The 25,319-nt window shown below is 61.7% G+C and carries 21 protein-coding genes and 3 pseudogenes; 5 read left to right on the forward strand and 19 right to left on the reverse strand.

The genetic code is table 11. From position 1 onward, the window contains the following. The 3 genes from M727_RS0113825 to M727_RS0113835 form a co-directional block, all read left to right on the forward strand. Positions 1 to 953 (forward strand): OmpA family protein (locus M727_RS0113825; protein WP_027153176.1); only part of this gene is annotated, 953 nt, incomplete at its 5' end. A gap of 29 nt (positions 954 to 982) precedes the next feature. After that, a complete protein-coding gene (locus M727_RS0113830) occupies positions 983 to 1,456 on the forward strand; it encodes a Rab family GTPase (RefSeq protein WP_036262255.1) in 474 nt (157 codons plus the stop codon). Between the two features lie 3 nt (positions 1,457 to 1,459). Further along, a complete protein-coding gene (locus M727_RS0113835; protein WP_027153178.1) occupies positions 1,460 to 2,530 on the forward strand; it encodes an adenylate/guanylate cyclase domain-containing protein in 1,071 nt (356 codons plus the stop codon). Positions 2,531 to 2,539: 9 nt separating this feature from the next. Here the strand turns inward: M727_RS0113835 and M727_RS36425 are convergent. Both M727_RS36425 and M727_RS43030 read right to left on the reverse strand, forming a co-directional pair. Continuing rightward, a pseudogene (locus M727_RS36425) lies at positions 2,540 to 3,270 on the reverse strand (amino acid ABC transporter ATP-binding protein). After that, positions 3,251 to 3,418, reverse strand: a pseudogene (locus M727_RS43030) (amino acid ABC transporter permease); the annotation flags it as partial. The pseudogenes M727_RS43030 and M727_RS36425, both read right to left, overlap by 20 nt. Here M727_RS43030 and M727_RS44000 point away from each other — a divergent pair. Both M727_RS44000 and M727_RS0113850 read left to right on the forward strand, forming a co-directional pair. Then, a pseudogene (locus M727_RS44000) lies at positions 3,386 to 3,674 on the forward strand (hypothetical protein). The pseudogenes M727_RS43030 and M727_RS44000 overlap by 33 nt on opposite strands. A gap of 187 nt (positions 3,675 to 3,861) precedes the next feature. Beyond that, a complete protein-coding gene (locus tag M727_RS0113850) occupies positions 3,862 to 4,821 on the forward strand; it encodes a DMT family transporter (protein WP_027153179.1) in 960 nt (319 codons plus the stop codon). A gap of 23 nt (positions 4,822 to 4,844) precedes the next feature. On the opposite strand, the gene M727_RS0113855 is transcribed toward M727_RS0113850, so the two are convergent. The 17 genes from M727_RS0113855 to M727_RS0113945 form a co-directional block, all read right to left on the reverse strand. After that, positions 4,845 to 5,651 carry an ABC transporter permease gene (locus M727_RS0113855; protein WP_027153180.1) on the reverse strand — a complete coding sequence of 269 codons (807 nt, stop codon included), beginning with the start codon at positions 5,649 to 5,651 and terminating at the stop codon, positions 4,845 to 4,847. Next, positions 5,648 to 6,655 carry a daunorubicin resistance protein DrrA family ABC transporter ATP-binding protein gene (locus tag M727_RS0113860; RefSeq protein ID WP_027153181.1) on the reverse strand — a complete coding sequence of 336 codons (1,008 nt, stop codon included), beginning with the start codon at positions 6,653 to 6,655 and terminating at the stop codon, positions 5,648 to 5,650. The genes M727_RS0113855 and M727_RS0113860 overlap by 4 nt, the downstream gene beginning before the upstream one ends. Before the next feature lie 182 nt (positions 6,656 to 6,837). Next, complete coding sequence (locus M727_RS0113870) at positions 6,838 to 7,347, reverse strand: superoxide dismutase family protein (protein ID WP_027153182.1); 510 nt, start codon at positions 7,345 to 7,347, stop codon at positions 6,838 to 6,840. A gap of 131 nt (positions 7,348 to 7,478) precedes the next feature. Further along, positions 7,479 to 8,255 carry a sulfite exporter TauE/SafE family protein gene (locus M727_RS0113875; RefSeq protein WP_027153183.1) on the reverse strand — a complete coding sequence of 259 codons (777 nt, stop codon included), beginning with the start codon at positions 8,253 to 8,255 and terminating at the stop codon, positions 7,479 to 7,481. Between the two features lie 433 nt (positions 8,256 to 8,688). Continuing rightward, positions 8,689 to 9,750, reverse strand: a complete 1,062-nt coding sequence (locus M727_RS36435) for an AI-2E family transporter (protein ID WP_236372649.1) — start codon at positions 9,748 to 9,750, stop codon at positions 8,689 to 8,691. Between the two features lie 609 nt (positions 9,751 to 10,359). Beyond that, the gene (locus tag M727_RS0113885) at positions 10,360 to 11,319 is read right to left on the reverse strand and encodes a D-ribose ABC transporter substrate-binding protein (protein WP_027153184.1); all 960 of its coding nucleotides are present in this window, start codon (positions 11,317 to 11,319) and stop codon (positions 10,360 to 10,362) included. Between the two features lie 32 nt (positions 11,320 to 11,351). Next, positions 11,352 to 12,488, reverse strand: coding sequence for an ABC transporter permease (locus M727_RS0113890; protein ID WP_027153185.1), 1,137 nt, complete (start codon positions 12,486 to 12,488; stop codon positions 11,352 to 11,354). A gap of 25 nt (positions 12,489 to 12,513) precedes the next feature. After that, on the reverse strand, positions 12,514 to 14,055 hold the full coding sequence (locus M727_RS0113895; protein ID WP_027153186.1) for a sugar ABC transporter ATP-binding protein: 1,542 nt from the start codon (positions 14,053 to 14,055) through the stop codon (positions 12,514 to 12,516). Continuing rightward, positions 14,052 to 14,702 carry a DUF2291 domain-containing protein gene (locus tag M727_RS0113900; protein WP_027153187.1) on the reverse strand — a complete coding sequence of 217 codons (651 nt, stop codon included), beginning with the start codon at positions 14,700 to 14,702 and terminating at the stop codon, positions 14,052 to 14,054. The genes M727_RS0113895 and M727_RS0113900 overlap by 4 nt, the downstream gene beginning before the upstream one ends. 517 nt (positions 14,703 to 15,219) lie before the next feature. Further along, positions 15,220 to 17,004, reverse strand: a complete 1,785-nt coding sequence (locus M727_RS0113905) for a glycerol-3-phosphate dehydrogenase/oxidase (RefSeq protein ID WP_027153188.1) — start codon at positions 17,002 to 17,004, stop codon at positions 15,220 to 15,222. Further along, positions 17,001 to 17,777 (reverse strand): DeoR/GlpR family DNA-binding transcription regulator, encoded by a 777-nt coding sequence (locus M727_RS0113910; RefSeq protein WP_027153189.1) that lies wholly within the window; start codon positions 17,775 to 17,777, stop codon positions 17,001 to 17,003. Before M727_RS0113910 ends, M727_RS0113905 begins: the two co-directional genes overlap by 4 nt. Next, entirely contained in the window at positions 17,774 to 19,309 is a 1,536-nt protein-coding gene (locus M727_RS0113915; protein WP_027153190.1) for an FGGY-family carbohydrate kinase, read from the reverse strand. The genes M727_RS0113910 and M727_RS0113915 overlap by 4 nt, the downstream gene beginning before the upstream one ends. A gap of 326 nt (positions 19,310 to 19,635) precedes the next feature. Further along, a complete protein-coding gene (locus M727_RS0113925; protein WP_027153191.1) occupies positions 19,636 to 21,147 on the reverse strand; it encodes an aldehyde dehydrogenase family protein in 1,512 nt (503 codons plus the stop codon). Positions 21,148 to 21,385: 238 nt separating this feature from the next. Then, a complete protein-coding gene (locus tag M727_RS0113930; RefSeq protein ID WP_027153192.1) occupies positions 21,386 to 22,660 on the reverse strand; it encodes an RNA polymerase sigma factor in 1,275 nt (424 codons plus the stop codon). Beyond that, the gene (locus tag M727_RS0113935; protein ID WP_027153193.1) at positions 22,657 to 23,031 is read right to left on the reverse strand and encodes a YciI family protein; all 375 of its coding nucleotides are present in this window, start codon (positions 23,029 to 23,031) and stop codon (positions 22,657 to 22,659) included. The genes M727_RS0113930 and M727_RS0113935 overlap by 4 nt, the downstream gene beginning before the upstream one ends. 115 nt (positions 23,032 to 23,146) lie before the next feature. Further along, a complete protein-coding gene (locus M727_RS0113940; RefSeq protein ID WP_027153194.1) occupies positions 23,147 to 24,253 on the reverse strand; it encodes a DNA topoisomerase IB in 1,107 nt (368 codons plus the stop codon). Between the two features lie 159 nt (positions 24,254 to 24,412). Beyond that, positions 24,413 to 25,297 (reverse strand): transglutaminase family protein, encoded by an 885-nt coding sequence (locus M727_RS0113945; RefSeq protein WP_027153195.1) that lies wholly within the window; start codon positions 25,295 to 25,297, stop codon positions 24,413 to 24,415. Between the last annotated feature and the right edge of the window lie 22 nt (positions 25,298 to 25,319).

A 25,319-nucleotide genomic window follows, 5' to 3' on the forward strand; every position in this document is an offset into this window, starting at 1 on the left:
CCCCGCCGAAATCGGTTCGGCTTTCGATCGTCGAGGATCGCATCGTTGCCGAGGGTGAGGCTCCCGACACCTGGATAGATCGGGCACGCGTAGCGGCCCGACAGCTTGAGGCAGGCGGACCGGTATTCGACTTCTCCAAGGTTCGTGATGTGAGCCCCGAAGCACGTGCGGCGGAGCACTGGCAGACTTATGTGTCGCGTCTTGAGGCCCAACCGGGAATCATCGTCGCCCAACAAAGGGCGAGTGGCGGGCATTTCTATATTTCCGGCCTGAGAGACCCGCAGGCTGCCGACCCGCAGGCTCTGCTGTCCGGAACAGGGGTTGATCCTGCTCGCGTTCATTCGCAGTGGCAATTCTATCAGAGCCTTGATCCGAAGTTCGTGGTGAAGCGGCTGATGGCGTCGCTGGCTCCGCCGGATTCAGTACGATTTTCGATCATCAAGGATCGCATCGTTGTCGTGGGCGAGGCTCCTGCCGCCTGGATAGATCGGGCGCGGGTCGCCGCCCAACAACTGGCCGCGGACGGACTCTCTCTAGAAATTTCCGAGCTGCGCGAGTTGACCCCTCAGGAACTCACGCATTTGAGGGAGGCTATTCAAGCGGTCGACATTTTCTTCGATTCTGGCAAGGCTGTACCGGGACCAGAGCAACTGCCGGTTCTCGACAAATTGGCGAATCAGTTGAAGGAATTGGCCAAGGACGCCCGCAAGGCAGGCGTAACAGCACAGTTCATGTTGACTGGCCATTCGGACGCCGTGGGCCGTGAGACGGCCAACGCGTCGATCAGCGCCGCCCGCGCCGAGACAGTTCGTGCGCTTCTCAAGAAGCGCGGCGTCGCTCCGGAATCGCTTTTGGTTCGCGGCGCGGGCACTTTTGAGCCGGCGGAGACTGAGAATAGCCGAACCGGGAGCTCCGCCAATCGCAGAGTTTCGGTTACGGTAAACTTCCACTAGGGCCCAGGTTATTGCAAAAAAAGATCTGCATGTTGGGCGGGTTCGCTGTCGGAAAAACGAGTCTGGTTCGCAGGTTTGTGCAAAGCATCTTTTCAGAAACCTACTTGACCACGGTGGGAGTGAAAATCGACAAGAAGAGTGTTGTACTGCCGGATAAAACCGTGGATCTGATTTTGTGGGATTTGGCCGGCGAAGACGATATCGGCTCATTCCGCGTCAGCTATGTGCGAGGTGCGAGCGGGCTCGTGCTTGTCGTCGATGGAACCCGCGCCGCTACTCTTGCCGTGGCGCTCACGCTGCGCGAGCGGGCCGAGGCCGAATTCGGCGCCATGCCGTTCGTATTACTGTTCAACAAATCCGATCTGGCCGATCGGTGGGCAATACCGGATAGTGAGATTAACGAACTGAGGCAACTTGGATGGCAAATCTATCTAACAAGCGCGCTTTCAGGTGAACATGTTGATGATGCATTTCGTCAGCTTGCTTCGATGGTCACCAAATAGACCATGCATGGATTGCCAAGAGAAGTCAGAAGCTGGATTTACGATTTCTTCTACAACGAGCACTCTGTCGCATATCTGAAAATTGACGCCCAGCTTTGCATCGCTGCGAAGGGCGGTAGTGTTAAACATTACGGACTCTCATCACTTCGCATTGGTAGGCCCGTTGCCGAGCAGCTTGAATTCATGGAGGGTTTGCTGCCTTGCCCGGAGCTGCCATATCATATGGCCATGGTCGAACTGCCCAGCGGGCGTGTCGCGGACCTTCATCTTTTTGCTGACAATGCCTGCGTGTGGCTGCTTTTTCTTGACGCCACCGCCGAACGCGACAATAGGCAGCGGCTTCAACAGAAGGCTTATGAAATGACGCTCCTGCAAGAGAGAGAGCGTCAACTCAACGAAAAATTACAATTGACGAACGAGGCGTTGAGGCAGAGCCAAGAGGGATTGTCGCGTGAATACCAGCGCGCCGAAAGCCTACTCCTCAACATTCTTCCGGCGTCGATCGCGGAGCGGTTAAAAGCGGACGAACAAATTGCAGACAACCACGCTGAGGTGAGTGTGCTTTTTGCCGACATCGTCGGCTTTACAGAAAGAGCGCGGAGCGTCGGAGCCGAGACGACGCTCGCTATGTTAAATTACTTCTTCAAGGCGGCGGATCTGCTCTCGGAACGATACGGCTGCGAAAAGATCAAGACAATCGGCGATTGTGTGATGGTGGTCGCTGGCCTGCCCGCCGCGCGATCCGATCATGCAGAAGCCCTTGCGCACTATGCACTTGAACTGCGGAAGGCGGTTAAGCTCGAACGCTTCGCGGGACAACCGCTAAGACTCAGGATTGGAATTCACTCAGGGCCAATCGTCGCGGGCGTCATAGGCAAAAGGCGGTTTGCCTATGACCTTTGGGGCGAGACCGTTAATCTCGCCGCACGTATTCAAACGTCAGCGGAGCCCGACGAAATCCGTATTTCGGATGCAACTCGCAAACTGCTTGGACCAAATTTTGCTTGCGACCCACTCGCGGAAACGGAATTGCGTGGTACAGGTCGTGTGCGAATGTGGCGGCTCCCGGCCTGATTTGCCGGGCTACTTCACGTCCGATTTAATAAACTGCTGCAGTTCCGGGGTCTTCGGCCTGCCGAAGAGTTCCACCGAAGGCCCCTCTTCCCAGATCTTTCCGTGATGCATGAAAATCGTTGTGGTCGCCACCCGGCGGGCAAAACCCATCTCGTGGGTGACGAGCAGCATGGTCATTCCGTTACGGGCGAGCGTTTCCAGCACGTTCAGCACCTCCTCGGTCAGTTCCGGATCGAGCGCCGACGTCACCTCGTCGAACAGCATCACCTTGGGACGCATGGCGAGCGAGCGGGCGATCGCCACGCGCTGCTGCTGGCCGCCGGAAAGCTGGTCGGGATAGGCGTCGAACTTCTCCGACAGGCCAACCATGCCGAGAACTTCCTCCGCAGTGGTTTGGCTTCAGCTTTCGACACCAATTTGACGATCCGCGGCGCCAGCATGATGTTTTCGCCCACCGTCAGGTGCGGAAAGAGATTGTAGCTTTGGAAGACGATGCCGACATCGGTGCGCAGCTTGCGCAACTCTTTCGGGTCTCGGCCAACGGCGTGGCCGGCAACTTCGATGCGGCCGGAATTGATCTTTTCCAATCCGTTGATGCAGCGCAGAAGCGTGCTTTTTCCGGAACCGGAGCGGCCGATCAACGCAAACACATCGCCCCGATTGACGGACAGCGAGACGCCCTTGAGGACTTCGACAGCTCCGAAGCTCTTGTGGACATTATCAATAAGCACTTCCAGCATGGAGCCTCCTTTCCAGCAGACGCGACAGCTGGGACAATGGATAGCAGACGACAAAGTAGAGAGCCGCGACTGCGAGAAAAACGCGGAACGGTCGGAACGTCGCGTTGTTGATGAGTTGCCCGAGGCGGCGAGCGAGCCTTATGAAGCCGGCTGGGCGCGGGAAGCGATCATCTTCGTGCGCGCGCTGAGGTCGCCGGTCGGACGCGCCCCGACAGCCTGGGTCGAAATATCGCCCGACGGCATGCACTGGGTGCGCGAAGGCACAAGCCTGGAAATGCCAACCGCCAAGGACGGTGTTGCGGCTGCCCGTCTCGGCCATTTCGGCAACTGGCTGCGGCTCACCGCTCGTTTCGAAGAGGGTGCCGAAAGCACTGTTTTTGGTTACGCTTCATCTCAAGGTATGAGCCTGCTTCGTCTGAGGAGGCAGGCCTGTAGCCTATGCCTCTGTAGTGATCTCGCACCGGCCTCAAGGCGCGAGCAGCAAGACCCGCAATGGCTCACCTTTTTTGAATTCAAGGTTAAACAGCTGACATTGCGGCTCGGCAAGGCGCAGCAATCTTGCTAAGATCGGCGGTGGGAGGAGAGACGGGCATGCAATCGCTGCCGATAGCCCATCCTGGCGTAGCCAAGACGACAGCCGACGCATCGCTTCCACTCGCCTATTCCACCGCGACGCTCTGCTGGCTCCTGTCCGCCGGCGTCTACATCGCAGCCAAGTGGGTCGCCCCCGAGATGCCGCCTTGGGCGCTCTGCTTCTGGCGGCTGGCGCTCGCCTGCGCGATCCTGCTGCCTATCGTCCATCATCATCACGGGGCGATGCTCACACTGATCCAGTCCCGGGCGATCGAGGTGCTGGCCATCGGCGCCATCGGGCTGACCCTCTGTCAGGGCATGATCTACACGGGCCTCAATTACACCGACGCGACGACCGCCGGCATCATCATGGCGCTGTCGCCGATCATGACCATGGTGCTTGCCCGCTTCGTGCTCGGCGAGCCCCTCGGCATCTGGAAGGCGCTTGGCGCGCTGCTCGCTCTGATCGGGATGGTGGTGATCGTGGCGCGCGGCGACCTTACCGCGCTGATGCGGCTCCAGTTCAATCCCGGCGAGTTGTGGATCGTCGGCAGCGCGTTTTGCTGGGGCCTCTACACCGTGCTGCTGCGTCGCGCCAAATTCGCCATCGAACTGCTGCCGACGGTGGTCCTGCTGCTGGGGGCCGGCGCGCTGGCCGCACTGCCCCTCTATCTCTGGGAGCTGTTTTCCGGCGAGCGTTCGGCGCTGCATGCGAACGGCCTTCTGGCACTCGCCTATGTCGCTGGCCCGGGCGGCGCTCTGATGTATTACCTCTACAACCGCAGCGTCGAGACGCTTGGCGCCGGGCGCGCCAGCATGCTGCTCTATCTCCAGACTGTCTTTGTCGCCGTGCTCGCTTATCTTTTCCTAGGCGAAAGCTTGCACGACTACGACCTCGCCGGCGCCGCCTTTATCGTCGCCGGCCTGCTGCTCGCCACCGCGATCAAGCCGAGGCAGCGCACGGTGCATGTCGCGTAGGGATACCTCTCCCGCTACGCCTCTCACCTTCTGAGATACAGCCATAGTGTCGTCGGCGCCAGGATCGCGGTCAGCGCCACCGGCGCGATCAGGGCGAGGACGACCTGACTGAGTGTCGCCCCGCCACCCATCAACCCGCGCAGCGCCGTCGTCATCAGCGACACCGGATTGACTTCGACGAAGGCCCGCAGCCAGTCCGGCATGGTCCCGGGGTCGACCATGATGTTTGAGGCGAAGACGAGCGGGAACAGGAAGGTAAAGCCGAGCGTCATCACTGTGGTTGGCGTGCGGATCAGCAGGCCGAGCACGATGAATACCCAGCCCATGCCGAACCCGATGGCGATCAGCATGGCGAAGGCGGCAAGCACGCCGAGGATGCCCGCCTCCGGCCGGTAGCCGAGGATCAGCCCGATGATGAGAATGATCGAGGCGGCAATCAAATGGCGCAGGATGTCGCCCACCATCAGACCGGCGAACGGAGAGAGCGACCAGATCGGCAGCGATCGGAAGCGGTCAAACAGGCCCTTGCCGAGGTCGGTCGACAATCCCATGCCCGAATAGACTGCGTTGAACACCACGGTCTGAACCAGGATGCCGGGCAGGAAGAACTGCAGGTATTCGCCAGGCGAACCGGCGAGCGCACCGCCGAAGACGAAGGTGAACAGCAGCGTGAACATGATCGGAGTCATCACCAAGTCGAACAGTTGCTCCGGCACATGCTTGAATTTCAGCACCGCGCGCCATCCGAAGACCAGCGCGTTGGAAAGGGCTGATGGGGACCTCGGTCGGGCGACCCTTTGCAGCCGCTGCAGGGATGTCGTGTCGATCATGGCTTGTCGTCCTTCCGGCTTTCACCCAGGCTCGGCTGGCCCGTCAGCGCGAAGAAGACCTCCTCAAGGCTGGGTTGGCCCATGGAGAAATCCGACAGTTCGATGCCGGCAGCGACCAGATCGGCGAGCGCCTCGTTGGCGGCCTTCGCCGTGCCGGCAAGGACGGAGAGTTCGGCGCCCTCGGCACTGCGTTGGACAGGGTGCTCCAGCCGGCGTTCCAGGATCGACGCCGCCTGGTCCAGCCGCGCTACATCGGCGAGCGCGACATGGAGAAAACCGGAGCCGGTGGCCGCCTTCAATTCGCGGCTGGTGCCCTCGGCAATCTTCCTGCCGTGGTCGATGACGGCGATGCGTGCCGCGAGTTGATCGGCCTCTTCGAGATATTGCGTGGTGAGCAGGATGGTGACGCCGGCCTCGGCGAGGCCGCGGATCATGCCCCAGACATCCTTGCGGGCGTTCGGATCGAGGCCCGTGGTCGGCTCATCGAGGAACAGCACGCCCGGCGTGACGATCAGCGAGGCGGCTATGTCGAGCCGCCTTCGCATGCCACCCGAATAGTCCCTCACCTGCTTCGTCGCCGCTTCGGACAAGCCGAAAGCCGCGAGCAGGTCGTCCGCACGGGCTTTCGCGGCACGACCGCGAAAACCCCAGAGTCGGGCGAGCAGGACGAGGTTCTCCCGGCCCGTCAGGTCCTCGTCGAGCGAAGCGAACTGCCCGGTCATCGCGATTGCCGCACGGACCTCGTGCGGGGCCTGCACGAGATCGTGCCCCATCACGGTCGCGGAGCCGGCGTCGGGGCGCGACAGCGTCGCAAGCATCCGCATCAGCGTTGTCTTGCCGGCGCCGTTCGGACCCAGGATAGCGAAAATAATGCCGCGCGGCACATCGAGGTCGATACCATCGACGGCACGCAGCTTGCCGAAGGTTTTGACCAGGCCGCGGGCGGAAATGGCTGACTGGGCAAGGCCCGTGGCGGGCACACCCATAGGAGAAGTATCGTTCATGCAATCATCCGGCAGTCGCAAATGAAGGCCAACCTCGGCGCAATGGCTGCGTCGCCAGTTCCTCTGCAGGCTCATGAGCTTACCGTCTGGCTTATCCTCATGCCAGAGGCTCCGACCATCTGCCCGGCCGCCGAACTGTAGCGCCGGTCAGATCATATGTCGGCTACGCCCTTGGGGTTTTCTCACTCGATCACGGCACAGGCCTGACGTTTTCCGGCATCGCCGGCAGGCTGGCTTTTGTAGTCGTCCTGCCCACCGTGGATCATCAATGCCTTGCCTCGTATCGCCGTTTCTCCACCATCCAGCTTGACCATGCTGTTGAAAACCTGAGCACGCAAAACGCCGTCGGCGCCGACCCGCTGATTTGGCATATCGCCCGCGTGCGGGCCTTTTCCGGCGAGATATCCATGTTCGGCATTCGTCGGATTGAAGTGCCCACCGGCCGAGTCATGGCCGGTCTGATGATCGCACTTTCCGGTCTCATGAACATGGAACGCAACCAATTCGCCCGCCGGCAGTCCCGTCACCTGCAACTCTATCAGCACACCCTGCGCCGTCTCGGTCAGCGTGGCCGTTCCGTTCTTCTCGCCGGCCATGTTGACGAATTCGGCTTTCGCGGTCGCTGCGTCCTGCGCCGCTGCAGGCATCGCGACCGCCAGCGCCAACCCTGCTGTTGCAACCAATTTTCTCATCGACTCGGCCTCCGGTTGTCCAAGGCATCCAAACAAAAACGGGGCCTCTTCGTTCCATTGGGGAATTGAGTTTTTGTCTCCGGCACGGCCGCCAGGGAAACGACGCCGACACTTTTTTCGATGTGTCTCAGTTACACCAATTCGAAGAGTTGCGCGGTTTGCCAGCCCGCCAGCAGTATGATGAGAGTACCAACGAGCCTGAGAAGCGTCTTTTCTGCGATCGACTTCACCATCAATCCGGCCATCGGCGCTGCGATCACCCCGCCAAGGACCAGGCCGGCAACGGCGATCAGATTTTCTGTCAGTTCTCCTGCCTCCGCCCAATGGCCCGTTAACAACGCAAACAGGAAGGTCAGAGACACCGACAACGTTGTAAGGAACTCGGTGGCATTTACCGTACCAATAACGTAGCGGGGCGTTCCGCCAAAACCGAGAAGGCCCGTCGTCACGATGGGTCCCCATCCGCCACCCCCTGCGGCATCGAGAAATCCACCACCAAGTCCAAGCGGAGGTACCACGGCGTCAGGGACCGGATTGCTTGGGATCCGTCGGAAGGAACGGAACAGGAGCCAGGCTCCGACGAGCGCAAGATATGTGGTCACATATGGCTTCATGACGGCCCCTTCAAACGAGGTGAGCACAAAAGCGCCGAGAACGCCGCCGAGCACGCCAAATGGCATCAGCCTCCAGAAAAGCTTCCAGTCGATATTGCGGTGATAGAGGTGAGCCGAACCCGAGGCCGCCGTGGTAAACAGCTCGGCCGCATGAACTGAAGCCGAAGCGTGTGCAGGAGACACGCCGAACCCCAGTAGTGCTGTCGAGCAAACCACCCCGTAGGCCATGCCGAGAGCTCCGTCGACGGCCTGAGCTAAAAACCCTACGATCACAAAAAGAAGGAATTCTTGCATTTGGCTCTCCAACAAAGCGCGGATGTACTCGATAAAAGAGGAACCCGCCGCCTACAACGCATGCAATCTTCATGCTTCCACAACTCACCAAACGCCTAGCATCGATAATGGGACGACGAACGGGAAACTGTCCACCCGATCGACGCTTTTCTCCGCACCCGATCGAATGGACTGCGCCCCACCTCCTCTGGAGGTTTCACGGGTCGGCCGCAGACTTGCAGCTCCACCCATGAGGCCGGTTGACAGAAAGCCAACCCGCTTGCCTCGGCCAGCCTCGATTATTGGGTCGACCTGCAAAGCTTCATCGACGACGTGATGCCTTTGCTGGAGGTTCGCAAATGTTCGACGCCGGGGGTAAGCGCACCCTTTGCGAGCGATACGGGCCTTCCACGTTCTTTAGGTCTGGAATCGAACTGGTGGCGCGTGGCGATGCTTATTCACGACCAGGCGCGGCTCTCGACTGACGTGATGGCTTTGTGTCGCGCTTTGGCGTCAGTTCCGCCCCGGTTTGGTCGTTCAATCGTTTCTTGAGGATGTCAATGAGGCTGACGGTGACCGCAATCACCGCAGGGCCGAGGACGAGCCCGGATGCTCCAAACAGGACGATACCACCGACAGCACCGACAAAGGCGACCACCGTGTGGAGCCGCAACCGATTCCCGACAAGTATCGGATAGAGCAGATTGTCGATGCCGGCGACGACCACGCCGCCCCAGACGGTCAGGATCGCCGCGCTCGCCCAAGCCCCCTCCAGCGCGAGATAGATCGCTGCCGGCACCCAGATCAGGAATGCGCCGAGCACCGGCACGATGGCAAGAAGTCCCATTGCCAAGCCCCAGAAGACCGGAGTGGGCAGGCCGAGCCACCAGAATATCAGGCCGCCCAGCGTTCCCTGCACAGCGGCGACAAGCACGGTGCCAATCAGGATCGCATGTACCGTCTCGGCAAGGCGGGACAGCAAATATGCCGTCTCCGGTGCACGCAGGGGCGACAGACGCTCGATCCCCCGCAGGGCGGGTTCACGGTCCCTCAGAAAATAGAACAGCAGATAGAATGTCAGCACGAACATCACGGCCTGATTGATCGAGCCGCGCAACAGCGATGTGCTTTGTCCCGTCAGCCATTGTACAAATGCGGCGACCGTGCCGGCCGGATCGAGTTGGTTCTCGATCCACTGGGCAACGGCCGAAAGCCTGGGATAATCCGACACGAAGGCATCTGTGTTCCAGCCCCGGATGACCCCCTCCACAAAGGTGGCGCCGTTTATCGCCTCGCGAACAAGCTGCTGTGCCACGAAGATGAGCGGCAGGCCGACCGCCACCGCCGCGACGCTCACCGATACCAGTGCAGCCAGATTTTGATTCCTGAGCCTTTCCTCGACCCGTCGATGAGCCGGATACAGGATGATTGCCAACACCAGCGCCCAGGTCAACGCGGGCAAGAAAGGCAACGCCAAGAGATAGCAGACATACAGGCCAATCGCCGTCGCGGCCACGATACCGAGCAATCTCATTTGCTTCATATCAGGCATCAATTTCAGGTCGGGCATCTCTCGCCGTCTCGCAAACCAGGCGAGACTAGTGGATTTTCTGACAAAATGGCAGCTTCCGTCGCCGCACCCCCTACTGCCAAGCCGCTGTCGAGTTTGACGAAATTGGCCATTTCTCGGTCATTGGGCTGGTTATGCCGGTTGGGCGCCCGTCCGCGCCGCCAGCACCGCGGCCTGCCGGTCGTGGATGCTGCGACCTACGGCGGTTCTACACCTCGCTCGCGGCAGCGCAGCTTCACAGGGCCAAAAAGAAAAAAGGCCGGACTGTTAAAGTCCGGCCAGGCATGAAGGTTCAAAACCTCCAGAGGGGAACGCGCCGGACGCAATGGGAGGAAAACATCCGACGCAATGCTCATATGGGTGGGTACGGATGACGTTTCAACGACATGTGGTGGGCCACATCAGCCGCTCCATAGAGCCACGCGCGCGGATTCAGGTCACGACCCGCGTTTCAGTTTTGGCGTGACAGACGTACGTGCGGTGCGTCGCCCGATCAAAGAGGTCGCCGCCTCGGATCAGGCGAGGAGTGTCCCGCGGGACACTCCTCCTTCGTTTTTACTCCGAGAGCGTGAAGGGAGCCGTGTATTTGTCGACGTTGTCCTGGGTGATAAGAAGGCAGTCAAACAGCTGCTTCTCGGTCGGCGCGCCGGTTTTGCCGGTTTTTATGAACGAGTCGGCCTGTTGTACGGCCTTCGCCGAGTAGACGGCCACCGGCTGGAGCACGGTGTACTGCAAGTCGCCCGCCTTGATCGCGGCGACGGCGTCCGGAGAGCCATCGAAGCCGCCGACCTTGATGCTCGACAGCTTTCCGGCTTCTTTCAGCGCGGCGATCGCGCCGAGCGCCATCTCGTCATTGCCGCTCGTCACGCCGATGATATCGGGATGGGCCTGCAGCAGGCTCTGCATCTTGTCGTGGCCCTGGGTACGGTCCCAGTTGGCGACTTCCGAGCCGACCTTTTTAAGGTCCGGATACTGGCTGATCACGGTCTCGTATCCGTTTGACCGGGTGGCGGCGTTGTTGTCGGACGGGGCGCCCAAGAGTTCGACGTAGTTGCCTTTCTCGCCGATATTAGTCACCCATTGCTGTGCCCCCAGAGCGGCGCCCTGTGCGTTGTTGGAAACGAGCTGCGCTTTGGCCAGGCCTTCCTGGTTTATCTCGGCGTTGACGAGGAAGACCGGAATGTTAGCAGCAATCGCCTTCTTGACGGCGCCGATGGATCCGCTGGCGTCGGCAGGATCGAGGATGATCGCCACGGATTTGTTGGTGATCGCGGTGTCGATCAGTCTGCTTTCCGTGTTCGTGTCGGCTTTCGATGCGCCGACAGTCGCGGTGTAGCCGAGTTTTTCGGCCTCGGCCTTGGCCACATTGCCTTCGGTGAGCCAGTACGGGTTGGCGGGGTCAATGACGATGATCGAAATGAGACCTTCGGCCGACGCTGCGCTTACCGACCCTGCGAGGACCGGAGCGGCCAGCGCAAAGGCTGTGAGCATTAGAATTCTTGCCTTGCCATACATGAAATTTCCTCCTTGGTTAGCGATGGTACCGGTCAACCGGCAATCTTCTCGTGAGCGGGATCGGCCGTTCGGGCCTTGCCGGCTTGTTGCGGAGAAGTCGAAGGGCCGCCGGTCGAGCCCGGGAGCTTGACGCGACGGCGATACTGAATGGCGTTGAGCAGCACCGCCAACACGATGACCGCGCCGGTGAACACTGTTTGCCAGTAGGCGGACACGCCGATGATCACCAGGCCATCGGAGAGGAAGCCGATGACGAAGGCCCCGACCAGCGTGCCGCGGATATTGCCTCGACCACCAGTGAGTGCCGCGCCGCCGATGACGACGGCTGCAATGGCGGTCAGTTCGTAGGAGTTGCCGGCGGTCGGCCCTGCCGAGGTCAGTTCCGAGGACAGGATGAGGCCGGCTACCGAGGCGCAGATGCCGGACAGCATATACACCGACACCTGCACTTTTTTCACCGGCACGCCGGACAGTTCCGCGGCGCGCTCGTTGCCGCCGGAGGCATAGAGCCACCGGCCGAAGGCCGTGCGATTGAGGATGATGCTGCCGATGATCGCGATGACCACCATGACCAGCACCCCGATGGGAATACCGAACAGGCGGTTGAAGCCCAGCCAGTCGAAGCCGGTATTGCCCAGCTCCGGCTTGCCGCCGAGATCATTATATGTGAGGCCGTTTGTCATCAGCAGCGCGGCGCCGCGCACCACATAGAGCATGCCCAGCGTGGCAACGAAGGCCGGCACCTTCAACCAGGCGATAAGGACGCCGTTGACCAGGCCGACCAGTGCGCCGAGCACGCACACCAGCACCACGACCACCCAGACGGGGGGAAACAGCACGACGCCGAGCATTTGCAACTGCACGCCCTGCATCAGGAATCCGGCGATGACCCCCGACAGCCCAAGCGTCGACCCCACCGACAGGTCGATGCCGCCATTGAGGATGACCAGCAGCATGCCGACCGCGAGGATGCCGAAGATGGCGACATGCGACGCCATGGTGAGGAAATTGCCCAGCGAGAAGTAATAGGGCGACAGCATCGAGAAGACGAAGATGATCACCATCAGCGCGAGAAACGCCCGGCCCTCCAGCAACAGCTTGGCCACACTGAAGCCACCGCTCGATGTCCTCGGGCCGGAGCGTGTACGATCTGGGCTTGCGTTGGTCACGGTCTGGCTCCTGTATTCTTCATGATCAGACAAGCACGGCCTCGCCCGAGGCTGCCATGATCTGCTCTTTCGTGACGTCGGCGCCGAACTGAGCCGAAATCCTGCCTCGGCGCATGACGATGATCCGGTGCGCGATACCAAGGCACTCGGCGACTTCCGAGGTCGAGAAAACGACCGCGAGCCCCTGCGCAGCCCGCTCGCCGAGCAGCCGGAACACCTCCGCCTTGGCGCCGACGTCGATCCCCCGGCTGGGCTCGTCCAAGAGCATGACCTTGGGATTGGTCGTCAGCATCTTGCCGATGACGACCTTCTGCTGATTGCCGCCGGACAGCGATCCGATGGGCGCGCCTGCGCCCGCCGTCTTGACGCGCACATCGCGAATGGTTCCGTCGATCAGCGACCGCTCCCGCGACCGCGAAAGCAGCATCCCCTTGACGAAGGCGCCAATGCTGGCGAGCGACAGATTTGCCCCCACGGTCATCGTCTGGACCAGCCCGTCGCGTTGGCGGTCCTCAGGCACCAGCACAAGCCCCCTATTTATCCGCTCCGCAATGCTGAGGCGGGAGATGTCGTCGCCCTCCAGCGAGACGCGGCCGCCCGTCACCGGCAAGCGTCCGGCGACGCACTCCAGCAATTCCGTGCGCCCGGCGCCCATCAGCCCGTAAATGCAGACGATCTCGCCCGCGCGGACATCGAGCGACAGCCGGTCGACGACCAGGCGGTCCGAACCCGAAACGTCGGCGACGCTCACATCGTCGATTGACAGGGCAACGTCGCCGAATACGTATCCCGTGGGCGGCGATCCCAGGTCGAAGTTCTCGCCCACCATGTTGCGGACGATCCATTCGAGATCGATGTTCTTCGCTTTGGCCGTGGCCGTGATCGTCCCGTCGCGCAGCACCACCGCGTGGTCGGTGATCTGCAGCGCTTCTTCGAGGTGATGGGAGATGTACACGATCGAGACGCCGCGGGCGGTCAGGTCCCGGATCACCTTGAACAGCACTTCTACCTCGGTCGCGCTCAATGCGGAGGTAGGCTCGTCCATGATCAGGATGCGTGAATCGACGGAGAGCGCGCGGGCGATTTCGACGATCTGCTGCTGCCCCAGGCGCAGATCCTGCACCAGGGTCAGCGGATCGATGTCTTCCTCTAGATCGGCCATCAGCATCCGCGTCTGACGAGCCTCTTCCGCGAAGTCGAGGCCGGTCGCGCCCCGCAACTCACGGCCCATGAAAATATTGTCGCGCACACTCAGATTGGGCGCGAGACTCAACTCCTGATGGATTATCGAGATGCCGCGGTCCCGCGCGTCGACGGTCGAGGAGAAGACGACAGGACGGCCATCGAGCTCGATGCTTCCGGACGTCGGCGTCTCGACACCGGAAAGGATCTTCATCAGCGTCGACTTGCCTGCGCCATTCTCTCCGAACAGGGTGGTGACCTCGCCACGGCGGATGTCGAAATTGACCCCCTTGAGGGCATGCGTTCCGCCATAGGATTTTACGATATTGCGCGCCGCGAGCACGGTGTCGCCGGCCGCCGGCTCGAATTGATGCGCCGCATTCATTGAACGCTCAGCTTTACGGGTGTGACGAGCCAGCCCTTGGGATTGATCAATTTGAACACGCCTATCACCGAAATCGCCTTCCCGGTGAGCTTGGTGTTGTCGATGGCCGACAACACCTGCTTCTTCATCTCGTTGTTCAAGGCCGATCCGGCGTTCTGATACTCGATCTGGTTGGTGAATTGCCCGAAGGTGATCGTGCCCGTGGCATCGCGCAGGTCGGTTCCGTTGATCGCCGGCCCCGTCTGCACGCGAATGACCAAGGTGCTGGGAACATCGTCGACCTTGACGGCGTAGATGCCGGACTTTCCCTCACCGACCACGCCGGTGAATTTGACTGAGAATTCCGTACCGACATTGGCCGGCACGCCGTACTCCTTCTCTGCTGCCGCCTTGTCCTTGGCAATGGCCGACGCGAGGGTAGCGGCGTTCACCGCGCGCTGCCCCACGGCGGATTGAACCTTCGGAAACTCGGACTTGCCGTATTCTTCCGGGGAAAACGCAGCCTTTCGCGCGTCCTCCGCCGAACCAATTATGACGACCTTGGTGTCGAGAACCATTGCGCCGAGCAAAATCAAGATCGCGGCCGCGGCAACAATCCAACGAACGCCGACCCGCCGATTGATCGTGGTGGCGGGCTGCGAACTCATGGCGCAACGACCTGCGGCATGACGCCGATCAGGTCACGGTCACGACTGGCGGCGCTGCTGGCTTTCATTCCATCTCCTCCCAAGATGATATTATTATCTTCAGTTGAAAAATTTTTCACGCGTTCATGTGGTTGTCAATCCGGCTTCACCAGGATCAGCGTGCAGCCGGCGTCATCGAGAAGAACTTTAATCGCGTGTCAGTTGATTGCGGCCGAGAACCCTGCCGGTATTCGGCTGCACGATCGTGTGACCGCGATTGCATGCGCTGGTCGTCAGCCCAACCGCCGTAAGCAAGAAATTCCTCACGAGCCGAAGCCTTTCGGAACAGTCAGGCCTCAGGCATAAAATCGACCATACGTTAGTGTTAAATTCACGTCAAGACATGTGATATTTTGCCCATTCTCCGGCAGTGCCGGAGAATGGCCACCTGTCAACAAAGCTTAGTAGGCTGTTTTCGTGTGGTATTTTTTGAAAACAGCACATACCCGCGAGGTGTTCGTCCCAAATCAGGGCGCCATCACAATCGCATCAGATTCCTGTCGCTGAGCTGCGCGACAGCGGCATCAAGTTCGTCGGACATCCGCTGCGGGTCCCAGTTACGTGCACGGCCGGCAATGGCGGCGATCTGCTTCAAATCGCTCATGGTCAGGGAACCGCCAATGGCCAGGGTCGTGCGCCGGATGACGATATCGGCCAGATGCTCGACGAATTCATTACGAACGATGTAGTCGATTTCGGATGTGCCGTAGTCGCTTGCCCCTGGCAGGCGATCTTCATTGTCTCCTGAACTTTGGTGGCGGGCGATTGGCAACGCCTTGGTGCCGTAGCGCGACAGAAGCTGGTCGAGACGGCGTTCGTCGGCGCCCGAAGCCGAACTGGCATCGGCCAGCCAGGCGGCTCGCGCCGCAGGCTCGGTTGGAAACCCCTTGCCGCCGCCGATCGGCATCGATCGCGTGGTGACCTTGCGGCCGCGTCCCAGCCGGTCGAGTACCGTGTCGGCAACCTCCTCGGCAAAGCCGCGGAACGTAGTCCATTTGCCGCCGACCAACGAGATAATCGGAAACGGACGCGAACCTTCCGGCTCGATGAGCGGTGCCGAATGATCCCGGCTGATCAAGCCGGGGACAGAGGCGTCGGATGCAGGCAACGGTCTGATGCCGCTATAGGCATAGACGATCTGGTCGCGTCCAAAGGTCATGCCCGGCATCAGCGCACGCACGCTCTCGAGCAGATAGTCGATCTCCTGCGGCTCGCAGCATACTGTGTCCGGGTTGTCGGCCTGGATGTCGGTCGAGCCGACGAGCGCCAGACCGAGATAGTCGTAGACAAGGCAGATGCGGCCGTCGTCGGCTTCGAAGTAGAGCATGCGGCCTGCCAGGCTTCGTACCAGTTCGTCATGCTTCAAAAGGATATGCGAACCCTTGGTGCCGCCGATCATTTTCGACGGCGCGCCCAGCGAGGCGTTGACATCGTCGATCCACGGGCCGGCGGCGTTGACGACCAGTTTCGGCCGTACCGAAAATACAGCGCCGTTCTCGGACTGGCCCCCGGCTTTTGACTGGCCAACACCTTTTGACTGGCCCCCGCCTTTTGACTGAAAAGTCAGCACGCCATTGGACGACGAAACCAACGTCGTGTAGTTGGCGGCCGCGGCGAGGGCATTTGCTGCCAGCCCGTCGGTGATCAGTTCGAGCACCAGCCTTTCGGGATGGCTGATCTTGGCGTCGTAATAGATGCCGGTGGCGACGATCGACTTGGTCAGTGCCGGTATATCGCTCAGCGCCCGCCGTCGCCCGACCAGTCGGTGGCGCGGCATGACACGATGCTGCGACCCATAAAAATCGTAGATCGTCAGGCCGATCTTGATGAGGACGGCGCCGCGGCTGCGCGGCGCGCTGGTCGAGCCCAGCAGCGTGCGCAACGCCGCCCAAATGCCCTTGCTCCAGGAGAAGATCGGGATGATTGTCGGCAGCGGGCTGACATAGTGCGGCGCGTTCTTCAACAGCAGGTTGCGCTCCAGCGTTGACTGTGCCACCAGCCCGAACTCGCCCGTTTCGAGATATTTCAGGCCGCCATGGATCAGCCGCGACGGCGCAGCACTTGTGCCTGAGCCAAAATCGTCCTTGTCGACGATCAGGCAACTGACGCCTTGCGCGCACAGATCCCGGAACAGGCCAGCCCCATTGATGCCGGCGCCAAGAATGACGACGTCGACGTCGCCCGTCCTGTTCATAAAGGCGAGGCGCCCGATCGGGTCGGCTAAGCCAGGGTCGGATGCGCCTGCGTCGTCGGAAGGGCTCATGGCTTAGTCATCTTGACGATGCGCAGCTTTACGCCGGCCTGTTCGAGCTTTTGCGCCTGCGCATCGCTTACGCCGTCGGTCGTCAGCACCGCGTCGAAACGGGTCAGATCGTCAAAGACATGCAGGGCGACCTTGTCGAACTTGGAATGGCCGACGACAAGAATGCGCCTGGTCGAGGCAGCAACCATCGCTTGCTTGACCCGGACCACATGCTGGTCCTGGATGAAGGCCGTGGTGCCTGAGATCGCGGAAGCCGAGCAAATCAGAAGATTGGCGCGCAATTGCGCCACGGCATTCTCGCAGACGATGCCGATATAAGCATTGTAGGTGCGGTGATACTGACCGCCTAGGCAGATGAAGTCGATATCGTCGACATTGGTCAGCAGTGCTGCAGTCGCGACGCTGTTGGTGATGACGGTCAGTGGCTTGATGTCGGGCAGCAGTGGCGCGATCGCGTTCGCCGTTGTCGAATCGTCCAGCATGACGGCCTGGCCGGCCTCGATATAATCCAGCGCCGCATGCGCCAGCGCATCCTTTTCGGCCCTGCCGACCGTCACCCGATAGCGGAAAGCGCTTTCATAAAGGCCGGAAGGCTGCACCGTCACCGCGCCGTGCAGCTTGCGCAGCACGCCCTGGTGCGCCAGTTGGTCGATATGGCGGTGGATGGTCATCCGCGACACGCCGAAATGCTCGACCAGGTCGTCGATGCGCACCTGGCCGAATTTGATCACATAGTCGGCGATTTCCTCGCGCCGTTCGTCGGCCTTGATCATGCAGCCCCCTCAATGCTTTGCCCCGCCAGCCTTTCGATCTCCGGCCATTGCGGCTTGAGCGATTCGGCAATGCGGCAATAAAGAGAAAAACGGTCCTCGAAAGCCGCATTGCATGCCGCGTCGGGCAGATATTCATGGCTCGTCTTGCTGACCGCGCGCGCGCCCTGTTGCGGCGAGGCAAACAGGCCAACCGCGGCGCCGGCACAAAGGGCTGCGCCGAAGGCAGCCGCCTCGTCGGTCGACGTGACGATGACCGGCACGTTGAGCACGTCGGCGAACATCTGCGCGAAGGCCGGATTGCGCGAACCACCGCCGGTGAGCCGCACCTCACGAACGGCAAAGCCGTCGCGCAGCGCTTCGACGTGAGTGCGGTGGTTGAAGACGATGCCTTCCAGCACTGCCTTCAGCATGTCGCCGCGATCATGCCAGCCATGCAGGCCGAGAAAGCTGGCGCTGGCGGCATTGCCGTAAGGCGAGCCGAACAGATAGGGATGGAACAAGATGGTCGAAGGCCTGCCAAGCGCAACGTCGATCTCTGCCGCCAGCATCTCGTGGATCGAGCCGCCGGTCCTTTTTGCTTCATCCTGTTCCGGGCGGCAGAGCGTGTCGAGGAACCAGTCGTAATTCGCCGTCGAGGCCGGCGAGATCGCCATGTTGTTCCAACGCGCAAGATCAATAGCATTGCGGCAGAACCAGCGCGGGTCGACACGCGGCTCGGTGGAGACGATTTCGTTGATCGAATAGGTGCCGGCGACGATGCTGACCACGCCCTCCTCGTGGCCGCCGATGCCAAGCGCCGATGCCGTGACATCATGCAGGCCGCAAGCGACCGGCGTGCCTTTCGCAAGCCCGCTCATCGCCGCTGCATCGGCGGTGACGTAGCCGACGATGTCGGCCGAATGCGCCATCGGCGGCAAGGCTTCAAACAACGCCTCAAGACCGAAAATGCGCATCGCCTCCGGCACATAGCTTTGCGTACGCACATTGGTGAACGAGGTGCTTGCCTCCGTGAGGTCAGTGCCGATGGTGCCGGTCAGGCAAAACCGCAGCCAGTCCTTGCAGGCGAATACGTGCCCTATCCGGCTGAAGCGTTCCGGGTCGTGCTCCCGCAACCAAACCAGCAGCGACGACGGTGAGGAAGCGTGCGGCACTTGGCCGGTCAGGGCGAGCGCTTCGGCGAAGACCGAACTTCGCGACCATCTGTCGACGATTTCGCCCGACCGGCTGTCCAGCGACAATATGCCGGGGCCCAGCGGCCGTCGCTCGTTGTCGAGCAGGTACAGTCCGTCGCCATGCGCTGTCGCCGCCACTGCCTTGATGTCGCTAGCCGGCCTGCCGCTCAAGGCAATGGCTTCCCGGATCGCATCGGCCGTCGCCTGCCAGAGACCGGCCATATCGCGTTCGACCCAGCGCGCATGCGGCATCGATTGCGGCACCCGCCGGCGCGCCACCGACAATTGCGAGCCGTCGGCATCGAAGATCACCGCCTTCGTCACCGTCAGGCCGTTGTCGATCCCCAGCAGGCTGGACATGGCTACCTCTCAGCTCACCGCTTGCCGATACGCGTTGCGAATAGGATTCTGGTGCATTGCGCTTGACGACGGCGGGAAAAGCTGCCCGGCGAAGCAACCGCCGAACACCGATGGGAATTCCGAACCAACGAAATCGACCATACAATGGTGTTAAATTAACGTCAACATGTGTGATTTTTGGACGCAATCCTGCGGCGGCCAAGGGCCCCTACGAGCGCCGAAGTCCCGAGCTCGCCAGTTTTGGATCTCCCGGAAGCCGCGGAACGGCGGCCGAGATAAATCGTGGCAGCTATTGGCGTAGCCGCCACGACAAGGGTCTCACCAGCCTAGTCGATGTCGAAGGATACGCCTTGGGCCAGCGGCAGCGCCTTGGAATAATTCACTGTGTTGGTAGCGCGCCGCATGTAAGCCTTCCAGGCATCGGAGCCCGACTCGCGGCCGCCGCCGGTCTCCTTCTCGCCGCCGAAGGCGCCGCCGATCTCGGCCCCCGATGTGCCTATGTTGACGTTGGCGATGCCGCAGTCGGACCCGTCGACGCCGAGGAAGCGCTCGGATTCCTGCAGGTCGCGGGTGAAGATCGACGACGACAGCCCTGCTCCGACCGCATTGTGCTCGTCGAGCACGGCATCGAAGTCCGAGTATTTCATCACGTAAAGGATCGGCGCGAAGGTCTCTTCCGTCACCGGCGAGACCTGCTTGGGCATCTCGACCAGCGCCGGACGAACGTAATAGGCGTCGGGATGGCCATTCTCGACCCGCGTTCCACCGGTCACAGTGCCGCCGTGAGCGGCGGCTTCCTTCAACGCGTTCTGCATGCTGTCGAAGGCTGCCTTGTCGATCAACGGTCCGACCAGCGCTGATGTCTCCAGCGGATTGCCGACAGAGACGCTTTCGTAGGCCTTTTTCAGGCGCGGAACGAGTTGGTCGTAGACGCTCTCATGCACGAACAGGCGCCTGAGCGTCGTGCAGCGCTGGCCGGCCGTGCCCATGGCGCCGAAGGCGATGGCGCGCAAGGCCATGTCGAGATCGGCCGTCGGGCAGACGATGCCGGCATTGTTGCCGCCGAGCTCCAGCACGGCGCGGGCAAAGCGCTTCGCCAGCCGCGGACCGACATCCCTGCCCATGCGGGTCGAGCCGGTGGCCGAGACTAGCGGCACCTTCGGATGATCGACCAGAATTTCGCCGACGGCGCGATCGCCGATCAGCACCGAAATCAAGCCTTCCGGAGCATCGCCGAAACGGTCTGCCGCACGCTTGAAGATCGCCTCGCAGGCGAGCGCCGTCAGCGGTGTCTTTTCCGACGGCTTCCACACCACCGCGTCGCCGCAGACCAGCGCCAGCGCGGCGTTCCACGACCACACTGCGACCGGGAAGTTGAAGGCCGAAATCACGCCGACGACGCCCAGCGGGTGCCAGGTTTCCATCATGCGATGACCGGGGCGCTCGGTGGCGATGGTCAGGCCGTACAATTGCCGGGAGAGGCCGACGGCGAAATCGCAGATGTCGATCATCTCCTGCACTTCGCCAAGACCTTCGGACGGGATCTTGCCGACCTCGATCGACACCAGCCGCCCAAGCTCTGCCTTGTGGGCGCGCAGTTCCTCGCCAAGCAGCCGCACCAGTTCGCCACGCTTCGGTGCCGGCACTAGCCGCCATGTCTGGAAGGCTTTATGCGCCTTGTCGATGGTCTCTGCCGCGCCGGCCGGCGAGATCGTCTGCAGCGCGGCGATCTGCTCACCCGTCACTGGGCTGCGCACGATGAGATCGCCGCCTGAAAGCGCAGCCTCGGCAACGCCCAGTTTCGCCAGCAGCCCGGCTGTTTCCTTCGCAATTGTCATTTTCTTTCCCTTCAGATCCCATCGCTCATAATGCATGTCGCCCAAAAGCATGCCCTCTGGCCCGCCCCGAGGGTGCGCAGCGGTTTTGGGACAACGACATCCACCCTTGTGCCATGCCGTCCCCTGCGCCGATCGGCACATCAGGCGCTGTCATGGCGTGGCATTACTCGTTTCAGGGAAAAATCGCCACCCCGGCATGGTCTAAGCCCAGGTCAGACCGTTGAACCAGCGATTTGGTTCAGCGCGCTGTCTGCGCGGTTCCCCGCACGGCGCCTTCCTTCATCAGCCGGTCGATATGCATCCGGATATGGGCGGCCTCGGCGGCCGTATTGGCAAGCGCAATGGCGCGGTCGAAGGCGATGCGCGCCTCCTCACCACGACCGAGCTGCATCAGCAGGCCACCCCTAAGGCCGAAGAAGTGGAAATAGCCGGAAAGCCTTTGTTCCAGCGGCTCGATCATGGCAAGTGCGGCTTCCGGCCCGCGCACCTTGGCGACCGCGACGGCGCGATTGAGCGTCACCACCGGCGACGGCTGCATCTGCTCGAGCAGGCTGTAGAGCAGCTCGATCTCGTTCCAGTCCGTGTCCTCGGGCCTTTCCGCGCGCGCATGCAGGGCGGCGATCGCCGCCTGAACCTGGTAGGGACCGGGCTTCTGGTGGCGCAGCGCTTTGTCGACCAGCGCCAGCCCCTCGTCGATCATCTTGCGGCTCCACAGGCTGCGGTCCTGGTCTTCGAGCAGCACGATTTCGCCATTCTGGTCGAAACGCGCCGGCGCACGCGCATGCTGAAGCAGCAAGAGCGCCGTCAGGCCCATGATCTCCGGCTCGGTCTGGAACAGCCTGAGCAGCAGCCGGGCCAGCCGGATCGCCTCCTCGCAGAGCGGCGCGCGCGCCGGTGCATCGCCGCTGTTGGTCGAATAGCCTTCGTTGAAGATCAGGTAGACCATGGCGGCTACCGCGGCGAGCCGTTCGGAGCGCTCGACCGCGCCGGGCGTCTCGAACGGCACGCCGGCATCGGCGATGCGCGCCTTGGCACGGGTGATGCGCTGCTCCATCGCGCTTTCGCTGACGAGAAAGGCGCGGGCGATCTGCTTGACGCTCAGGCCTGAAACGATGCGCAACGCCACGGCGATCTGCTGCGTCGCCGGCAGGTCGGGATGACAGCAGATGAACAGCAGCCGCAATATGTCGTCGCGGTAGTGCGCGCCGTCCAGCCGTTCGGCGATATCGGTCTCAGCATCTTCCAGATCGGAGATCTGGTGCTCTTCCGGCAGCGGCGCCTGCTTGGCACGCTTGCGCACCGCGTCGATGCCGCTGTTGCGGCCAACGAAGATCAGCCAGGCTGCCGGATCGCGCGGCGGGCCGTTTGTCGGCCAGTTCTTCAGAGCTCGCAGGCAAGCGTCCTGGAAAGCTTCCTCCGCCGCGTCGAGATCGCGGAAGTAGCGCAGCAGCGCGCCCATCGCCTGTGGGCGGGCGGTGCTGATCGCTGTGCTGATCCAGGTAAGGTCGGTCATGCTGAAACCTTGGCGGGATTGAAGAGCGAGACCGGCCGTATCTCGTAGGAGCCGCCGCTCGGGTTCACCTCGGAAAGCTCGCGCGCAAAGTCGACGGCCTCGTCGAGATCGGCGCATTCGAGCGTGTAGAAGCCGAGAAACTGTTCCTTGGTCTCGGCAAACGGGCCATCGATGACGACCGATTCGCCCTTGACCTTTCTCAGCGTTGTCGCAGCGGTCGTCGGCAGCAGCCGCGCCACCGGGCCAAGCCGACCGGCCCGAGCGTATTTCTCCTGCACGCCCAGGAGTTTTTCCATGACGGCATCGTCCTGTTCCTTGCTCCACGAGCAGACGACGTCTTCGGAGGCATAGCAGAGGATTGCGTAGAGCATGGGTGTGTCCTTTTCTCTGTCAAAGGACGAAACAGTAGGACCGATCCCGACACAACGTCGATAAAAAAATCACGTCCCGCGAGCACAATCAAAGCCTGTGGCTGCTCTGTTCGGTTCAGCTTTCCTGCGCCTTCAGCCATCTCAGAACGACGGCTTCTTCGTCATCAAGGCCGGCTATCGATCGCTTCCGCTTGTTCGCATCCGCCATTTCGCTGAGCAGCCGACCTTCGGACCAGGCTTCGAAAACCTGTGGGTGGATGTAACACCTGCGGCAGATGGCGCGCGTGTTGCCCAGCCGCTCGGCGACCTTGTCGATGACGCCGTTCATCACCCGCTTCTGTTGTGCCTGGCTTTCGGGTCGTTCGGTTTGCGCAAACAGCGACGCCGCATGGATGGTGCCGCCCCAGGTTCGGAAATGCTTGGAGCTGAAATCGGCCCCCGCCGTCTCCCTGATATAGCGGTTGACGTCGTCGGAGCGGATCGGTCGCCTGCTTCCGTCCTCGTCGAGATACTGGAACAGCTTCTGGCCCGGCAGATCCTGCGCCCCGCGCACGATCCTGGCGATCCGGCGATCGACGAGCTTCAGCTTCCATTCCTTGCCGGACTTGCCCTTGAAAGCGAACCGCAGGCTCGAGCCATTGATGTCGACATGGCGGTCGCGCAGCGTGGTCAGCCCGAAGCTGTTGTTGTCGCGGGCGTAGGCGGCATTGCCGACGCGGATCATCGTGTTGTCGAGCAGCCAGACCACAGCGGCGACAACGCGTTCCAGCGGCAGGCCGTGACGGCGCAGATCGGCGTCGATCTGGCGTCGCAGCTCAGGCAGGCTCTCTGCAAAGGCAACCAGGCTCGAATATTTGACGCCGTCGCGCTCCTCGGCCCATTGCGGATGATAGCGATATTGCTTGCGTCCGCGCTGGTCTCGGCCGGTCGCCTGGATGTGACCGTCAGCAACGGGCGAAATCCACACATCCGTCCACGCCGGCGGGATGGCGAGCGCCTTGATGCGGGCCATGGTGTTCTCGTCGACGCCCTGCCCGTCAGGTCCTTTGTATGAAAATCCCTCGCCGGTCCTGAAACGGCGGATACCGGGCTCGGTATCGGTGACATAGGTGAGCGAGGCTCGATCGGCCGAAGCCTCTCCGCCATTCTTCGGCGCCCCGTTTTTTGGTGCAACCCCCTTGGCAGCCGATCGGCCAGACGACGACCCGGATTTGTCCAGCATGTCCTCTCCACGTTAAATTTTCCCGTAGATAAGCGCAGGAACGGCTGCTGGTTCCGCGACTGGCGTTCAGAATGATGTCAGCGCACCGCATGTGCGTTCGACGGGCCGTCTCTCTGTTTACCTTCGGCGCCTACAAATCGATTGCGGCCTCGCTTGCCGTCATGCCTTTTGCAGCACAACCGGAATGACGTCGACAGCCTGCTCGCCGACCTGTCCGCCCGTCGTCTTCAGGACGCCGACGATCGGCGCTACATCCGAATAGTCGCGGCCGTGGCCGACGGTGATGTGGTCATTGCTTGCCCGCATGCCGTTGGTCGGATCGAATTCCTGCCATCCGGTGTCGCGCCCGCACCACACCTTGACCCAGGCATGCATGGCGTCGGCCCCTTCCAATCGCGGTTTTCCGCGCGGCGGAATGGTGCGCAGGAAGCCGCTGACATAGCCGGCGGGGATGCCGAGGCCGCGCAGGCCGGCGATCATGATGTGCGAAAAATCCTGGCAGACGCCCCGCTTCAGGCTGAAAGCATCGCTGGCCCTGGTCTGCACCGTGGTCGCCTCGCCATCGTAGGTGAAATCGCGATGAATGCGGTTGCACAGGTCCATGGCGGTACCGACGACAGAACTGCCGGCACTGCTCCGCGCATATCCCGTTATATCAGCATCGACGCCGGCATGGTCGCTGGCGGCCAGAAAGTGATGCGGTGTATCAGGCGACAGCGACCGCACCGCTTCGAGTTGCTCCCGCAGCCGGCGAATGTCGGGCGACACGTCAAGCCCGGGTTCCGGCCGCGAGACGGCGACGCGCGCGCTCATCCTGATGTCGAGCGCATCATGGGCATCGCGAAAGGCGATCGACGTGACATTGTTGCCGAAGAAATCGGAAAAGTCGGAGCGTTCGCTCGGCGCCGGCGCGAAGGACAGCGAAGCGGCGATCACGCGCTGCACGCCCGATATCGTCGGCGGCAGCACGCGCACCTGATGGCGGCCGCCGCCGGCTGCAGCATCATAGTCGTAACGCAGATTGAGCCTGATGTCGTAGAGCATGCCAGCCTCCGGGTCCCGTCCT

The sequence above is a fragment of the Mesorhizobium sp. WSM2561 genome, assembly GCF_000513915.1.
Lineage (GTDB): Bacteria > Pseudomonadota > Alphaproteobacteria > Rhizobiales > Rhizobiaceae > Mesorhizobium > Mesorhizobium muleiense.

Coding starts and splice junctions, on each gene's coding strand:
- M727_RS0113830 (WP_036262255.1), top strand. CDS start 983: ATGTTGGGCGGGTTCGCTGTCGGAAAAACGAGTCTGGTTCGCAGGTTT.
- M727_RS0113835 (WP_027153178.1), top strand. CDS start 1,460: ATGCATGGATTGCCAAGAGAAGTCAGAAGCTGGATTTACGATTTCTTC.
- M727_RS0113850 (WP_027153179.1), top strand. CDS start 3,862: ATGCAATCGCTGCCGATAGCCCATCCTGGCGTAGCCAAGACGACAGCC.
- M727_RS0113855 (WP_027153180.1), bottom strand. CDS start 5,651: ATGATCGACACGACATCCCTGCAGCGGCTGCAAAGGGTCGCCCGACCG.
- M727_RS0113860 (WP_027153181.1), bottom strand. CDS start 6,655: ATGAACGATACTTCTCCTATGGGTGTGCCCGCCACGGGCCTTGCCCAG.
- M727_RS0113870 (WP_027153182.1), bottom strand. CDS start 7,347: ATGAGAAAATTGGTTGCAACAGCAGGGTTGGCGCTGGCGGTCGCGATG.
- M727_RS0113875 (WP_027153183.1), bottom strand. CDS start 8,255: ATGCAAGAATTCCTTCTTTTTGTGATCGTAGGGTTTTTAGCTCAGGCC.
- M727_RS0113885 (WP_027153184.1), bottom strand. CDS start 11,319: ATGTATGGCAAGGCAAGAATTCTAATGCTCACAGCCTTTGCGCTGGCC.
- M727_RS0113895 (WP_027153186.1), bottom strand. CDS start 14,055: ATGAATGCGGCGCATCAATTCGAGCCGGCGGCCGGCGACACCGTGCTC.
- M727_RS0113900 (WP_027153187.1), bottom strand. CDS start 14,702: ATGAGTTCGCAGCCCGCCACCACGATCAATCGGCGGGTCGGCGTTCGT.
- M727_RS0113905 (WP_027153188.1), bottom strand. CDS start 17,004: ATGAGCCCTTCCGACGACGCAGGCGCATCCGACCCTGGCTTAGCCGAC.
- M727_RS0113910 (WP_027153189.1), bottom strand. CDS start 17,777: ATGATCAAGGCCGACGAACGGCGCGAGGAAATCGCCGACTATGTGATC.
- M727_RS0113915 (WP_027153190.1), bottom strand. CDS start 19,309: ATGTCCAGCCTGCTGGGGATCGACAACGGCCTGACGGTGACGAAGGCG.
- M727_RS0113925 (WP_027153191.1), bottom strand. CDS start 21,147: ATGACAATTGCGAAGGAAACAGCCGGGCTGCTGGCGAAACTGGGCGTT.
- M727_RS0113930 (WP_027153192.1), bottom strand. CDS start 22,660: ATGACCGACCTTACCTGGATCAGCACAGCGATCAGCACCGCCCGCCCA.
- M727_RS0113935 (WP_027153193.1), bottom strand. CDS start 23,031: ATGCTCTACGCAATCCTCTGCTATGCCTCCGAAGACGTCGTCTGCTCG.
- M727_RS0113940 (WP_027153194.1), bottom strand. CDS start 24,253: ATGCTGGACAAATCCGGGTCGTCGTCTGGCCGATCGGCTGCCAAGGGG.
- M727_RS0113945 (WP_027153195.1), bottom strand. CDS start 25,297: ATGCTCTACGACATCAGGCTCAATCTGCGTTACGACTATGATGCTGCA.